The sequence below is a fragment of the Pseudomonas bohemica genome (assembly GCF_002934685.1).
GTDB lineage: Bacteria > Pseudomonadota > Gammaproteobacteria > Pseudomonadales > Pseudomonadaceae > Aquipseudomonas > Aquipseudomonas bohemica.
The window spans coordinates 152,740-166,962 of record NZ_NKHL01000115.1; the positions used below are offsets into that span (position 1 = coordinate 152,740).

Consider the following 14,223-nt stretch of genomic DNA (forward strand, 5'->3'; position numbering starts at 1 on the left):
TCCCCATGACTGATTCAACCTTTGTATTTCCGGTATTCGCCGAAGAACTGCTGCCCGGCGGCGGCCACTTGTCGTTCGTGCTCAAGCGCGGCGAACTGCTGCGCCTGACCGACCTCAACGGCAATGCCAACGTCAGCCTGACGCTGTTCAACGCCCACGAGAAAACCGAGCGCCTGAACCTGCCCGACAGCCTCAAATGCCAACACACGGCCAAGCTCACCAGCGGCCATTGCCTGTACTCGGACATGGGTCGTGTGCTGGCGGCGATCACCGCCGACACCTGCGGCTGGAGCGACAGCATCGGCGGCGTGTTGTGTGCCGAAGAGGTCAGCGAAAAATATGGCCAGGGCCGCTATCAGGAATTGCGCAACGGTTTCTTCCGCAACGGTGCCGACAACCTGTTGGTAGAAATGGGCAAATGGGGGCTGGGGTTGTCTGATTTACTGATGACTTTGAACCTGTTCAGCCGGGTCAACGTCGACGACCACGGCGCGCTGGGCTTCGTCGCCCACAACTCCAAAGCCGGCGACTACATCGAGCTGTACGCACCGATGGACACGCTGGTAGTGCTGACCGCGCTGCAACATCCGATGGACCCCAATCCCGAGTATGCGCCGCAGCCGGTGAAACTGAGCTGGATGAAGGCCGACCCCAGCGTTGCCGAACACTGCCGCACGTCCCGCGAAGAAAACGTGCGCGGCTTCATCAACACCGATCGCCTGTTCGCTTGAGGATGCCTTTATGAGCACTGTAGAAATGAACGCTCCCGTTTCCATCACCCACATACCGGCAGGCGAGCCGTCCCTGACCGAACTCAAAGCCGGGCAAACCCTGCGTCTGCTCGATCTGCAAGGCAATCAGGCGGTCGACACGCTGTTCTACAGCCTGGCCAACCCGCGTGAGCGCTACGACGTGCAACGCACCCTGCGGCGCCAGAACAACGTCTATCTGAGCAAAGGCAGCGTGCTGTATTCCAACCTCGGCAAGCTGATGCTGACCATCGTCGAAGACACCTGCGGGCGTCACGACACTCTCGGCGGCGCCTGCGCCCAAGAGAGCAACACCGTGCGCTACGCCCTTGAAAATCGCCACATGCACAGCTGCCGCGACAACTATCTGCGCGCCTGCGTGCACGATGGTCGGCTGGGCAAGCGCGACATCAGCCCGAACATCAACTTCTTCATGAACGTGCCGGTGACGGCAGACGGTGGTCTGACCTTCGAAGACGGCATTTCCGGGGCCGGGAAATACGTCGAACTGCGCGCGGAAATGGACGTGATCGTGCTGATCTCCAACTGCCCGCAACTGAACAATCCGTGCAACGGCTATAACCCGACCCCGGCAGAATTGCGGGTTTGGGACTGAGCGCCACTTCTTACTGAATTGATGTTTGGCGCGCAGGACGGCCTACGCGCAACGCGTACAACAGCGGGACGGCCCGCTACCCGGTTCGGGATCGATGAACGTCGATCCCTGGGGTAAAAACATGTTCGACACACTGCTGATCGCCAACCGCGGCGCCATCGCCTGCCGCATCCTGCGCACCTTGCGCGCGTTGAACGTGCAAGGCGTGGCGGTCTACTCCGAAGCTGATGCCGCCAGCCTGCACATCCTCGAAGCCGATCAGGCCCACAGCCTCGGTGAAGGTGGCGCGGCCGGCACCTATCTGGCGGTGGACAAGATGCTTGCCATCGCCCGGTCCACAGGTGCGAAGGCCATTCATCCTGGCTACGGATTTCTCTCCGAAAACGCAGCGTTCGCCCAGGCCTGCGAAGATGCAGACATCGCCTTTGTGGGGCCGACGCCTGCGCAACTGCGGGTCTTCGGCCTCAAGCATACGGCCCGCGCACTGGCCAAACAGCATGGCGTGCCGATGCTCGAAGGCACCGAACTGCTCGACAGCGTTGAAGCGGCGCTGACCGCTGCCCAATCCATCGGCTACCCAGTGATGCTGAAAAGCACCGCAGGCGGCGGCGGGATCGGCATGCGCGTGTGCCGCAGCGCCAGCGAACTGAGCGAATCATTCGAAGCGGTGAAGCGCCTGGGACAGAACAATTTCAGCGACGCTGGTGTGTTCATCGAGAAGTACATCCAGCGCGCTCGGCATCTGGAAGTACAGGTGTTTGGCGATGGTCGTGGCGACGTCATCGCTCTGGGCGTTCGCGACTGCTCGGTACAGCGTCGCAACCAGAAAGTCATCGAGGAAACCCCTGCGCCAAATTTGCCCCAGGGCATGGCCGATGAGTTGTGCGCAGCGGCGATCAAGCTGGCCAAGGCCGTCAGCTATCGAAGTGCGGGAACAGTGGAGTTCGTATTCGACAGCGACGATCAGCGCTTCTATTTCCTGGAAGTGAACACACGCCTGCAGGTCGAGCACGGCGTAACCGAGCAGGTCTGGGGCGTGGATCTGGTGAGCTGGATGGTGCAGCTGGCTGCAGGTGATCTGCCGCCGTTGCATGAGCTTGAGGCGGACCTGAAGCCCGAGGGCCATGCGATTCAGGCGCGCTTGTATGCGGAGGATCCGGGCCGGGATTTCCAGCCAAGTCCGGGATTGCTGACCTCGGTGCACTTCCCTGCTGCCGACGACAGACACCTGCGCATCGACACTTGGGTGGAGGCGGGTTGCGAAATTGCGCCGTTCTTCGACCCGATGATTGCCAAGGTGATCAGCTGGGCGCCGGACCGAACGTCTGCTGCTCGACGGCTGGAGCAGGCGCTGGGCCAAACCCGTTTGTACGGGGTGGAAACCAATCGCGATTACTTGCGGCAGATCATCAAAGATGTACCGTTCGCCAGCGGCCAGCCGTGGACGCGCTGCCTGGAGGGCCTGGTGTACCGCGCCGACACCTTCGAAGTGCTGAGCGGCGGCACACAGACCAGCGTGCAGGATTATCCGGGCCGTCTGGGTTATTGGGCTGTGGGCGTGCCGCCTTCCGGGCCGATGGACAGTCGCTCGTTGCGAGTGGGTAATCGGTTGCTGGGCAATCCGGAAGGTTGCGCCGCGCTGGAAATCACCATGAGCGGGCCAACGCTGCGCTTCAATACCGATGCAGTGATCGCGGTGACCGGGGCAGTCATTCCGGTGACGCTGGACGGCAAGGCGCAGCCGATGAATCAGGCGCTGTTGGTGCTCGCCGGTTCGACCCTGACGCTTGGCACCCTCGTCGGGGCGGGTGCGCGCAGTTACCTGTGCCTGCGCGGCGGGCTGGATGTGCCGGATTACCTGGGCAGCAAAAGTACGTTCACGCTGGGACAGTTTGGCGGTCATGGCGGGCGGGCATTGCGCGCCGGGGATGTGTTGCACATGGCAGCATTGACCGATCGAAGCGCTGGTCGGCAAGTGCCGGTCGAACAGCTTGCGGCGTTGACTGAAGTGCGTGATATCCGCGTGATCTACGGTCCCCACGGCGCCCCGGAATACTTCACGGAACACTACATCGAAACCTTCTTCGCCACTGACTGGGAAGTGCATTTCAACTCCAGCCGCACAGGCGTGCGCCTGATCGGGCCGAAGCCGGAATGGGCGCGGGCTGACGGGGGCGAGGCCGGGCTGCATCCTTCGAACATTCACGACAATCCGTATGCGATCGGCGCTGTGGATTTCACCGGCGATATGCCCGTGATCCTCGGGCCGGATGGGCCGAGTCTGGGCGGATTCGTGTGCCCGGTGACAATCATCGAGGCGGACCTGTGGCAACTGGGGCAGCTCAAGGCAGGGGATAAAGTGCGGTTTCGGCCGGTCAGCCTCGAAACCGCCCGCAGCGCGTTTTGCAGGAGCGCGCTGGCCCGCGATGAGGTCGGTACGCCCGCTGCATCTTCACCGCCCGAAACACCGCCCTCGCAGGCAAGCGCGCTCGTGAAGTCGCCCATCGTTCTTGATATCGGGGAAAACCGCACCCGCCTTGTCGCCCGCCTGTCCGGCGACACCCATCTGCTTCTGGAAATCGGCGCCCCTGAACTGGATCTGGTGCTGCGCTTTCGCGGTCACGCCCTGATGCAGGCGCTGGAAAGCAAACAGCTGCAAGGCGTGATCGACCTCACTCCCGGCATTCGTTCTCTGCAAGTGCACTACCAGCCGGAACGACTACCGCTGGCTGATCTGTTGCAGATCGTCTCTGGTGAATGGGATGAAGTTTGCGCCCGCAAGAACCTTGAAGTGCCGTCGCGCATCGTCCATCTGCCGCTGTCCTGGGACGACCCGGCCTGTCAGCTGGCGATCGAAAAATACATGACCACCGTGCGCAAGGACGCGCCCTGGTGCCCGAGCAATCTGGAGTTCATCCGGCGCATAAACGACCTGCCGAACCTGGAGCAAGTGCAGCGCACGGTATTCGACGCCAGCTACCTGGTGATGGGCCTGGGAGATGTCTACCTCGGCGCGCCAGTCGCCACGCCGCTGGACCCGCGCCATCGTCTGGTCACCACCAAATACAACCCGGCGCGCACCTGGACCGCGGAAAACTCGGTGGGCATCGGCGGCGCCTATATGTGCGTCTACGGCATGGAAGGCCCCGGCGGCTATCAGTTCGTGGGGCGCACCTTGCAGATGTGGAACCGCTACCGCGCCGTCGAGGCTTTCGACGGCAAACCGTGGCTGCTGCGGTTTTTCGACCAGATCCGTTTCCACGCGGTCAGCGCTGACGAACTGCTGAAGATCCGTCGCGATTTTCCCCTCGGGCGTTACACGCTGCAGATCGAACACAGCACGCTGAACCTCGCCGATTACCAGACCTTCCTGGCGAACGAGGCCCAGAGCATCGCCGCCTTTCGTGCCCAGCAACAGGGCGCGTTCAACGCCGAGCGCGAACGCTGGATTGCCAGCGGTCAGGCGACGTTCGAGAGCGATGAGGCCGTCGTCGAAGCCTCTGAAGAGTCCGCCCTGCAAAGTGGCCAGACCAGCGTTGACAGCCACATTGCCGGGAACCTCTGGCAAGTGCAGGTCAGCGTCGGTCAACAGGTCGAGGCCGGCGAGACGCTGGTGATTCTGGAGTCGATGAAAATGGAAATCCCAGTGCTTGCGCCCATGGCAGGTGTTGTCCGCGAAGTTCGCGTGCAACCGGGTTCGGCAGTACGCGCGGGACAAAGAGTGGTGGTACTGCAGGCGTTGGACGTGTCTGGTTGACGCAACTGACCGCGAGGGCGATGTGTGCGCAAGCCGTCGCCCTCGGATTTGCGCTGACCGGTCAGCCGCAAACTGCAGACGCTCATGGCGCAACTGGGTGGCATCAGGCTAGCATGTCTCGATCAATGGATTATTCATTCAAGCGGACTGGTCATGCTCCTTCGTTCCACGCTCCATTCACAACGCTCCCTGCTGTTGACGTTGGTGATTCTCCTGGGGAGCGGCTTTCTTGCGACATCCTTGCTCAGCTATTTCGCTTCGCGCAATGCCATTCGCGACAGCATCGTCAACACCGAACTGCCGCTGACGTCGGACACGGTCTATTCGGAAATCCAGAAAGACCTGGTCCGCCCGGTGCTGATCGCCTCGATGATGGCCCGCGACACCTTCGTGCGCGACTGGGTGGTGGCCGGCGAAAACGATCCACAGCAGATGACCCGCTACCTCAAGGAGGTCATGGATCATTACGGGACCTACACCTCGTTCTTCGTGTCCAACCACAGCCTGACCTATTACCAGGCCAAAGGCGTGCTGAAAAAGATCCGCCCGGATGAGCCGCGCGATACCTGGTATTACCGCGTGCGCGACATGACCGTCCCGTACGAAATCAACGTCGATCCGGATCTGGCGAACAAGGACAAACTGACCTTCTTCATCAACTACAAGGTTTTCGATTACGACGACAACTTCATCGGTGCGTCGGGTGTCGGGCTGACCGTCAACGCCGTCATCAAACTGATGGACCGCTATCAGGAACGCTACCAACGCAGCGTGTATTTCGTCGATGGATTCGGGCGACTGGTGCTGACCGGTGCCGGTGGCGGCCCGGAAGGCGCAAAGATTGGCCAAGTGTTGCGCGAGCTACCCGACCTCAAAGACCTGCAAGCGCAGATGCCCAAACCGCAGAGTGGCAGCTATCAATACGAGTCCTTGGGCAACGCGCACTTTCTCAACGTACGCTACATCCCGGAGCTGAACTGGTACCTGTTCGTCGACAAGCGCGAAGACGGAGCCCTGAGCGAGATTCGTCAATCGTTGTACGTCAACCTGTCGATCTGCCTGGCGGTAATGGTGCTGGTGTTGGTTCTGCTCCACCGGGTGATCCGGCGCTTCCAGCTGCGCATCGAAACCCAGGCGATGGTCGACAGCCTGACCGGTCTGCCCAATCGTCGCGGCTTCGACCGGATCGCGATGAACGCCATCGTCGAGTCACGTCGCGACCACAAGGCGTTATCGGCGATGCTGCTTGACCTGGATCATTTCAAGCGCCTGAACGATACCTACGGCCACCTCGCGGGCGATCAAGTGCTCACGGGGTTTGCCGACGATGTCAGGCGCTGTCTGCGGGAAAGCGACATCATTTGCCGGTGGGGCGGAGAGGAGTTCATCATCCTGCTCAAGGACACCAACAGCAGCGGTGCCCGACGCGTCGCCGAGAAGATTCGCCTGCTGGCCGAGCAGCACACCTACGTGTTCACAGGCTCTGCCCTACAGGTAACTGTCAGCCTGGGCTTGACCGAGCTGCACCCCGGCGACACCCTGCAAAGCCTGATTGCCCGTGCCGACCAGGCGCTCTATAGCGCCAAGCAGAACGGCCGCAATCGGGTCTGTACGGAAATGGCAGAACCTGCATGACGACTTCCTCGAACGGCCCCGACATCTGCCCCGTCTGCGGCCAGAGCAACCGCTGCACATTGGCCGATCCACGTACTGTCGATCGGCCTTGCTGGTGCTTCACTGAAACCATTGACCCTGCCGTGCTTGCCACATTGCCAGAAGCGTTGCGCGATAAAGCCTGTCTGTGCCCGCGATGTGCGGGGCTGGTGGACCACGCCGAAATAACGTCCAACCAGCGTCCAGGCTGACCTGCCATGCGCCTGGACCGCTTCCTCAGTAATCTGCCGCGCTTCAGCCGCAAGGACGTGCGTCTGGCCCTGCTCGCGGGTCGTGTCAGCGTCGATGGTCAGACGCTCAAAGACCCGCTGCATGAAGTCCGTGAGTTCAGCCAAATCATGGTCGACAACGAGATCCTGCAAACCGGCAAACCCGCCCGATACTTCATGTTGCACAAGCCGCCCGGCTGCGTCAGCGCAACAACCGACCCGCAACACCCGACCGTTCTCGATCTATTGCAGGAGCCAGACAAGCACGAACTGCACATCGCCGGACGCCTGGACTTCAACACCTCGGGCCTGATGCTGATCACCAACGACGGCCAGTGGTCGCGCCGCCTGACTCAGCCGACCACCAAACTGCCCAAGGTCTACCACGTCGAAACCGAGCAGGAAATCGGCGAGCATTACCTCGAGAAATTCACCGAAGGCTTCTACTTCGCCTTCGAAGAGCTCACCACCCTGCCCGCACAACTGACTATCCTCGACAGCCATCACGCGCGCCTGAGCATCGTCGAAGGTCGCTACCACCAGGTCAAACGCATGTTCGGCTTCTTCGACAACAAAGTACTGCGCCTGCATCGCGAAAGCATGGGTCCGCTGGTGCTGGATCCTGCGCTTGAACCGGGTCAATACCGTCCGCTGACGCCTGAAGAAATCCACCGCATCTGACGTCGTCCGACCGCCCGGCAGATCATCCAGGCAATTCACGAATGGCACTTGCGGGTTCCCGGATCGCCTGCTTGAATCCAAACGTCGGTCCACAAGTGACCGGAAAGTCACGCTCGCATTTCAAGAAATTTTCTGTCGCTCCCAGGCGCCTCTGGCGGTGGGGCGGTAGAGCGCCCGCCAATAACAACACCTGTCGGACAGATCGTCCCGGACCGACATGGGCCCCCTTCTCAGGCATTGCCTACCTGTCACGAAACTCGTGCAACGTGGTTGTGCGCACACCTGTTTTAACGTCAGGAGACATGGAATATGAGGCCAGAAATAGCTGTGCTTGATATACAGGGTCAGTTTCGGGTTTACACGGAGTTCTATCGCGCAGATGCCGCAGAAAAGACCATCGTCCTGGTCAACGGCTCACTGGCCACGACAGCATCTTTCGCCCAGACCGTCCGCAACCTGCACCCCAAATTCAACGTAGTGCTCTACGACCAACCCTACGCGGGTAAATCCAAGCCGCACAACGTTCACGAAAAACCGCTGACCAAGGAAGTCGAAGGCCAGATCCTGCTGGAGCTGATCGACCACTTCAACGCCGAACACATCATGTCGTTTTCATGGGGTGGCGCGGCGGCGCTGGTCGCGCTGGCACACAGGCCAAAGCGTATCGAGAAAGCCGTGATCAGCTCGTTCTCCCCCGTCATCAACGAGCACATGCACGACTACCTCGTCCAAGGTCAGCGGCACCTTGGGGCGTTCGATCGGTACGAAGTGGGCACGCTGATCAACAACACCATCGGCAAACACCTGCCGTCGCTGTTCAAGCGCTTCAACTACAAACACGTCAGCTCCCTGGACCTGCACGAATACGCGCAGATGCACCACCACATCAACCATGTGCTGGACATCACCACGCAGAACCAGTTGAAGGCCGCCAAACGCATCAACGTGCCGGTGCTATTCATGAACGGCGAATGGGATGAATACACCGCCGCCCCCGACGCCCGGCTGTTCAGCAACCACATCCGTGATTGCCGCTTCACCACCATCAAAAGCGCCGGACACTTCCTGGACATGGAACACAAGACCGCATGCCTGGACTCGCGCAACGCCCTGATGAACTTCCTTACCCCCACGCCCGAACCCAGCCGAACCCGCTATCGACAGGTACAGACGCACCATGCATTTGCAATCTGACCGTGATGGTCTCAAGGAACGGATTCATTCGCCCTCGGGCCGCCCAAAGCCACCGGCGAATGAATCCCAAGCCTTTCTGTAACCCTCGAATTCCCCCGCGCGACATTTAACGCTTCAATTCACCGCCCGCATCTGGTACAACGTCAGCCGCTGAAAGCGTCAAAAGCGGGTGTCGTATAATGGCATTACTCCAGCTTCCCAAGCTGATAACGAGGGTTCGATTCCCTTCACCCGCTCCAGCCCCTCCCTTCTGAACAAATCCCTTCCCGATCGATAAACGCCAGGCCTGTTGCGTGCATGGATTTGTCTCGGGCGTTTTCCGCTCATTTATCTTCTTTCATTCAATCGACAAATGCGGCCGCCACGTCCTTCATGGGCAGTCAGGCTGGTTGGGTGGGTCCATCGAGCAGTTGAAATCCGGCCCGGTTTTTACCGGTCGATAGGGGCCGGGCTGCGAATAGGCGCTGCAGCCGACGAGGCAGAGTATCCCTACAAGTGCGATGAGTTTAATGATCGGTAATGCTCCCTGAGCATAATTCGGCGATGTATACCGTGACCGAAAGACTGGCTTTTGACCAGCACCAGAAATCAGATCGATAACGAGCTACCAGCCCTGCTAGCTTTTATCGAGATACCCCCGATCACTTCTTTTCGCTTCTTCAGATATCCCATACGCGCGTAGCGTAGACCCACCTGAAATCACTCGGCGATGAAGATGGAAAAGGCCCACTCAACCACTCACCACCCCGCACCTCAAATCCAATCCCACAACACCAGATGGGGCATCGTGTCAGGGTTTTCCGCGAGTCTTGTCGGCATTGGGCTGGCGCGGTTTGCATATACACCGTTGCTGCCGGCGATCGTCGATGCAGACTGGTTCGATTCGTCGAAAGCGGCGTATCTGGGCGCAGCGAATCTGGCGGGGTATCTGGTGGGTGCCTTGGCGGGTCAGGTAATGGCTCAGAAGTCGTCTACGGCGTTGACGTTGAGAGCCATGATGCTGCTGGCGAGCGTGGCATTTCTGGCCTGTGCTTTTCCGGTCTCCTACCTGTGGTTCTTTTTCTGGCGTCTGCTCTCGGGGATTTCGGGAGGCGCTTTGATGGTGCTCGCCGCGCCTGCGGTGTTGGCGTACGTCTCGCCGTCGAAAAGAGGCTTGGCGGGTGGGGTGATTTTTATGGGTGTGGGGGTCGGTATCGCGGCGTCGGGCACGCTGGTCCCGCTGTTGTTGCAACAGGGTCTGCGGCAGACGTGGCTGGGCCTGGGTGTGATTTCCCTATTGTTTACCGCGATTGCCTGGAAGGGTTGGCCGAAGCAGGCGGCCGCGCCAGCGCAGGCGAGCCAGCATCCGCGCAAATCGAAGAATCACACGCTAAAAGCCCTGTATGCCGAGTACGCGCTGAACGCGGCGGGCTGGGTGCCGCACATGATTTTTCTTGTGGCGTTCGTTGCTCATGGATTGGGCAAAGGGCTTGAGGTTGGGGCACAGTATTGGGTGCTGTTCGGCGTCGGGGCGACCTTGGGACCGTTGCTGGCCGGGGTGCTGGCGGATCGGGTAGGTTTCGGGCTCGCACTGCGCCTATCGTTCATTCTGGAGGGAATGTGCGTGTGCATTCCGGCGCTCGGTGTTGGCACCCCATGGTTGATAATGTCGAGCATTGTGGTCGGCGCGTTCGTGACCGGGACGGTGCCATTGGTGCTCGGCCGGGTTCAGGAATTACTGGCGCATCACCCGGTTCAGCAAAGCGCCGCATGGCGCAAGGCAACGGTTGGTTTTGCGCTGTTCCAGGCGACGGCGGCGTACGGGTTTTCGTATCTGTTTTCGTTCAGTGGCGGCAATTATGGGCTGCTGTTCATGATCGGCACCGGGGCAATCGCGTTGGCTTTTCTGATCGACCTGGTTGCAGCAAAGCATTCGGACAAGTCCGCCGCCTGACTCAAGCCAGCTGCCTGACGTTAAGGGACCGGGCCTCGCTTTCTGCATGCACGCTGTCGAGAAAGGTCGCCAGGGCACTGGAGAAATGGCCATCGATGCGTCGCACGAAAACCGTTTCGACCTGGGCAAACACCGACGGGATTTCGTGAACGGCGATCAGTCCTTCCCGCCAGGCAGTGGCGACGACGCCTCTGGGCAGCAGCGTGACGCCGACACCCGCCGAGACACAGGCGATGATTGCATCGATAGATCCGAACTCCAGCGGCTCGGGTGCGAGCATACCCAAGCTCGCCAACAGCGCATCCAGACGCTGACGATAAGAACAGCCCACGCGAAACACCACAGTCTTCAGCTGAGTAATCGCCTTTACCGCTTCCAGCGCGCGAACGGCGCGGGAGGTCACCAGGACCAGTTCTTCATGGAACACGGTTTCGACTTGCAACTCGGGATGGCTGACGGGCCCGGCGACGAACGCGCCTTCGAGCTTACACTCGACAACCCCCTGAATCAGGCTGCTGGTGGTGCCGGTGCGTACCAGGGGGCGAACGTCGGGGTATGCTTGGGCGAAGCGCGCGATCAGCAGCGGCAGGCGAAGTGCGAGCGTGGTTTCCAAGGTGCCGATTTCCAGCACGCCAGAGGGTTTCCCATCATCGCGGGCAGCGGCCGATGCGTCTGAAAGGAGTTTGGAGAGCCTTGCGGCGTAAGGCAGGACGCGTCTGCCGGCCGGGGTGATCTGCACGCCCTTTGCGCTGCGCTGAAACAATGAAACACCGAGTTCGTCTTCCAGCGAGCGGATCCTCGAGGAGACATTGGACTGCACCGTATTAAGCTCAACGGCGGCTTTGTTCATGCTGCCGTGCCGGGCTACGGCGTCGATGACTTTGAGATCGATCACGTCCATTGCTATACCTGCTATTTCAAATAGTGATGACCAGCCTGGCTGGTCATTTCTTTTTGAGATTAAGCCTGGCAATGATCAATCACAAGACTACGCGTGCGCCTGGCATTTGGGCCGGACGCACGCGCATTCGTTTTGCAGGCATCAGATCAGAACAGGTAAAGGCAGGTGACAACCCAGGCGCTGCGCTTGGCGCGCCGTCATCAGTATCGCTCTTCACGGCAACCGACAGCGGCAAGGCCTGCGTGGCGTCTGTGGCTCAATGCCTGGTTTTCGCGTTCACATCAGGCACGTTCTTCTGCGCCGATGTGTCACCACCTGCCGCTCTCATCGCCGTACGCTCCTTATAAGCAGGAAGTGACGCAGCAAATGCCATGGCCTCCTCGCGCGTCTGGAACGAACCAAGTCGGTCGTGATGGGTACAGACCCGCCATGGGCCGTTGTTGACGTTGATCACGTCGTAGCCATTGAGATGCGTTTTGCTGAGCATCGCGTTGTGCATGGGTACCTCCCCTCTCATTAAAGAGAGTGTTATGGGTTGTTTCCTCGAAAACCTTACACCCGATAACGGTCATGTGAATGACCGGTGGACAGAAGGTACTCAAGGTTTCAGAGGTATTTCTTCGTCTTTCTCGGACAGGCTTTTGCCGTCGTCCGGGTGTTTCCAGGTCTGGGGCGGCGGGGTTTCGGGATCCTCGTCCGCAGAGTTTTCGACCCGCTGGAACTCTTGCGCCTGACGCTCGGCAACGCGGCCGCGCGTGGTTTCCATGGGATTTGGATTGGGGCCGGGGCTTTGCGCGGCGGGGGTATTCACTGGCTCGGTTGTCATATGCACCTCTCAGCGAACCGGATTTTAGGGTTCATGGATTAGAGAAGGAGGTGTCCCACGGGTTCGAAATATCTGCCGGGCGGTGGATCGCAGGACGTGTCGTTGACAAGCCCAGCCCGTGTTTCTATAAGTCCACTGCGTTCTGGCCTCGGTCAGTACCTTCACCTGAAAGCGAAGCGAGATGATGGAATTCACTGACTTTGATACCGAACTTGCCGACTGGAACCTGCTGCAGACGACCCACCCCTGCTCCGGGTTGCTGTTGGGCAATGGCGCAAGCCTGGCGGTTTGGAAAAACTTCGCCTACGACTCGCTGTTCGAACTGGCGCAAACCACTCGCAACAAGCCGCTGAGCCCGACCGAGCTTGCGCTGTTCAAGTCGATGGACACCGAGAACTTCGAGCCGGTGCTCAGCGGCTTGAAGGTTGCGATGCGGGTGAATGCAGCATTGACCATCAGTTCCTCGTCGCCGCGCAATCGCTATTTCGCCATCAAGGAAGCCTTGATTCATGGCATCCGCTCGGCGCACATTCCCTGGCGATTGATGGAGGCGTCGAGCATCGCCCACATCAGCAAAGCGCTGAGCCAGTACGCGACGGTCTATTCGACCAATTACGATCTGCTTGCCTACTGGGCCGTGATGCACGGTGCGCAGCCGTTCGACGATCTGTTCGACGAAGATGCTGAATTCAACCTGCATCGCACCGCTAGTCACGCGACGCGCATCCTTTATCTGCACGGCGGCATGCATCTGGTGAAAAACTTCGACGGTACTGCGCGCAAGCTGCAGTCATCGGCAAGCACTCTGCTGGGCAGTTTCGCCGTCAACGCGCTGGAAGATGTTCCGCTGTTCGTCTGCGAAGGCCGCAGCGAGGACAAGATGAAGATCATCCGCAGCTCGGACTACTTGTCGTTCTGCCATGCGCAGCTGGCACAGCACCAGGGTGCCCTGTGTGTCTTTGGCCACGGGCTGGGTAAACAGGATCGACATATTCTGAACGCCGTGCTCCAGGCGCGACCGAAGACGCTGGCCATCTCCGTTCTGCCCCGTAGCGAAGCGTTCATTCAGCACCGCAAGCGACATTACAGCGCGCTGTTCGAGGGGCAGAATATCGAGCTGAAGTTCTTCGATGCTACGACCCATCCGCTCGGGGATCCGACGTTGTCAGTATCGGTGGCGCGATTGAAGGAGACGGTGGAGCAGAAGAAGGGTTGAGCCCTCCACTTATAGCAAAGCCGCGTGAAGGCGGCTTTTATCGGCAACTGGCAGAACTTGCATCGCCCGGCTGCGCTGCCGGATCAACCTCAATCGAAGAACCCAGACTCCTTTCAGCTTTCTGACGCTTCCAATCTTCCCAACCCACCGTTTTTACTCGTTACTTTCCGCCAACGCCCCCACCACGACCTTGTCGCGCCCCGCTGTCTTGCTGACGTCGGAAGTCGCCGATTCAGTCGACAGCCGGACGCTGCTGAGGGAAGCAAGACGCTCGCTGCTGGTCGATCTGACCACGCTCGTCGACCACTGAGCCGCTACGGTCGCCAGCCACGCGAAAACGAACACAACGACACCTTGCAACGCCCACTTTCCAATGACCGACATGATAGTTCTCCTGGCTGAATGCGATGGCAGCAATTTGACCTTCAAACTGTTGCAGGAAGATGGCATTCAAGTTCCGCACCAAC

General features: G+C 59.9%; 13 protein-coding genes and 1 tRNA gene. 10 read left to right on the forward strand and 4 right to left on the reverse strand.

Annotated elements, in window-relative coordinates:
- Positions 1-5 precede the first annotated feature (5 nt).
- From CE491_RS20460 to CE491_RS20500, 9 genes are all read left to right on the forward strand, one after another.
- Positions 6-731 (forward strand): urea amidolyase associated protein UAAP1, encoded by a 726-nt coding sequence (locus CE491_RS20460; RefSeq protein ID WP_110950156.1) that lies wholly within the window; start codon positions 6-8, stop codon positions 729-731.
- Between the two features lie 10 nt (positions 732-741).
- Positions 742-1,365, forward strand: a complete 624-nt coding sequence (locus CE491_RS20465) for an urea amidolyase associated protein UAAP2 (RefSeq protein ID WP_110950157.1) — start codon at positions 742-744, stop codon at positions 1,363-1,365.
- Positions 1,366-1,486: 121 nt separating this feature from the next.
- Positions 1,487-5,122: an urea carboxylase gene (gene uca / locus CE491_RS20470; RefSeq protein ID WP_110950210.1), complete on the forward strand. Its 3,636-nt coding sequence runs from the start codon at positions 1,487-1,489 to the stop codon at positions 5,120-5,122.
- A gap of 153 nt (positions 5,123-5,275) precedes the next feature.
- Positions 5,276-6,757: a sensor domain-containing diguanylate cyclase gene (locus tag CE491_RS20475; protein WP_110950158.1), complete on the forward strand. Its 1,482-nt coding sequence runs from the start codon at positions 5,276-5,278 to the stop codon at positions 6,755-6,757.
- Positions 6,754-6,987, forward strand: coding sequence for a cysteine-rich CWC family protein (locus CE491_RS20480; RefSeq protein WP_110950159.1), 234 nt, complete (start codon positions 6,754-6,756; stop codon positions 6,985-6,987). The genes CE491_RS20475 and CE491_RS20480 overlap by 4 nt, the downstream gene beginning before the upstream one ends.
- Positions 6,988-6,993: 6 nt before the next feature.
- Entirely contained in the window at positions 6,994-7,686 is a 693-nt protein-coding gene (locus tag CE491_RS20485) for a pseudouridine synthase (protein WP_110950160.1), read from the forward strand.
- A gap of 309 nt (positions 7,687-7,995) precedes the next feature.
- Entirely contained in the window at positions 7,996-8,880 is an 885-nt protein-coding gene (locus CE491_RS20490; protein WP_110950161.1) for an alpha/beta fold hydrolase, read from the forward strand.
- A 165-nt stretch (positions 8,881-9,045) separates the two neighbouring features.
- Positions 9,046-9,119 (forward strand) — tRNA-Gly (locus CE491_RS20495).
- Positions 9,120-9,667: 548 nt separating this feature from the next.
- On the forward strand, positions 9,668-10,813 hold the full coding sequence (locus CE491_RS20500) for a YbfB/YjiJ family MFS transporter (protein WP_324881461.1): 1,146 nt from the start codon (positions 9,668-9,670) through the stop codon (positions 10,811-10,813).
- 1 nt (position 10,814) lies between these two features.
- Here the strand turns inward: CE491_RS20500 and CE491_RS20505 are convergent, their stop codons facing one another.
- The 3 genes from CE491_RS20505 to CE491_RS20515 form a co-directional block, all read right to left on the reverse strand.
- On the reverse strand, positions 10,815-11,714 hold the full coding sequence (locus CE491_RS20505) for a LysR substrate-binding domain-containing protein (protein ID WP_110950162.1): 900 nt from the start codon (positions 11,712-11,714) through the stop codon (positions 10,815-10,817).
- Positions 11,715-11,970: 256 nt separating this feature from the next.
- On the reverse strand, positions 11,971-12,213 hold the full coding sequence (locus tag CE491_RS20510) for an SPOR domain-containing protein (RefSeq protein WP_110950163.1): 243 nt from the start codon (positions 12,211-12,213) through the stop codon (positions 11,971-11,973).
- A 99-nt stretch (positions 12,214-12,312) separates the two neighbouring features.
- Positions 12,313-12,540, reverse strand: coding sequence for a hypothetical protein (locus CE491_RS20515; RefSeq protein WP_110950164.1), 228 nt, complete (start codon positions 12,538-12,540; stop codon positions 12,313-12,315).
- A 184-nt stretch (positions 12,541-12,724) separates the two neighbouring features.
- On the opposite strand from CE491_RS20515, the gene CE491_RS20520 reads away from it, so the two are divergent.
- A complete protein-coding gene (locus tag CE491_RS20520; RefSeq protein WP_110950212.1) occupies positions 12,725-13,756 on the forward strand; it encodes a DUF4917 family protein in 1,032 nt (343 codons plus the stop codon).
- A gap of 153 nt (positions 13,757-13,909) precedes the next feature.
- Here CE491_RS20520 and CE491_RS20525 read toward each other — a convergent pair whose 3' ends face one another.
- A complete protein-coding gene (locus CE491_RS20525; RefSeq protein ID WP_110950165.1) occupies positions 13,910-14,140 on the reverse strand; it encodes a hypothetical protein in 231 nt (76 codons plus the stop codon).
- Between the last annotated feature and the right edge of the window lie 83 nt (positions 14,141-14,223).

Excerpts from the sequence above, each read along its gene's own strand:
- CE491_RS20520 (WP_110950212.1), top strand. The coding sequence starts at position 12,725 with ATGGAATTCACTGACTTTGATACCGAACTTGCCGACTGGAACCTGCTG.
- CE491_RS20490 (WP_110950161.1), top strand. The coding sequence starts at position 7,996 with ATGAGGCCAGAAATAGCTGTGCTTGATATACAGGGTCAGTTTCGGGTT.
- CE491_RS20480 (WP_110950159.1), top strand. The coding sequence starts at position 6,754 with ATGACGACTTCCTCGAACGGCCCCGACATCTGCCCCGTCTGCGGCCAG.
- uca (WP_110950210.1), top strand. The coding sequence starts at position 1,487 with ATGTTCGACACACTGCTGATCGCCAACCGCGGCGCCATCGCCTGCCGC.
- CE491_RS20485 (WP_110950160.1), top strand. The coding sequence starts at position 6,994 with ATGCGCCTGGACCGCTTCCTCAGTAATCTGCCGCGCTTCAGCCGCAAG.
- CE491_RS20525 (WP_110950165.1), bottom strand. The coding sequence starts at position 14,140 with ATGTCGGTCATTGGAAAGTGGGCGTTGCAAGGTGTCGTTGTGTTCGTT.
- CE491_RS20510 (WP_110950163.1), bottom strand. The coding sequence starts at position 12,213 with ATGCACAACGCGATGCTCAGCAAAACGCATCTCAATGGCTACGACGTG.
- CE491_RS20475 (WP_110950158.1), top strand. The coding sequence starts at position 5,276 with ATGCTCCTTCGTTCCACGCTCCATTCACAACGCTCCCTGCTGTTGACG.
- CE491_RS20465 (WP_110950157.1), top strand. The coding sequence starts at position 742 with ATGAGCACTGTAGAAATGAACGCTCCCGTTTCCATCACCCACATACCG.
- CE491_RS20460 (WP_110950156.1), top strand. The coding sequence starts at position 6 with ATGACTGATTCAACCTTTGTATTTCCGGTATTCGCCGAAGAACTGCTG.
- CE491_RS20515 (WP_110950164.1), bottom strand. The coding sequence starts at position 12,540 with ATGACAACCGAGCCAGTGAATACCCCCGCCGCGCAAAGCCCCGGCCCC.
- CE491_RS20505 (WP_110950162.1), bottom strand. The coding sequence starts at position 11,714 with ATGGACGTGATCGATCTCAAAGTCATCGACGCCGTAGCCCGGCACGGC.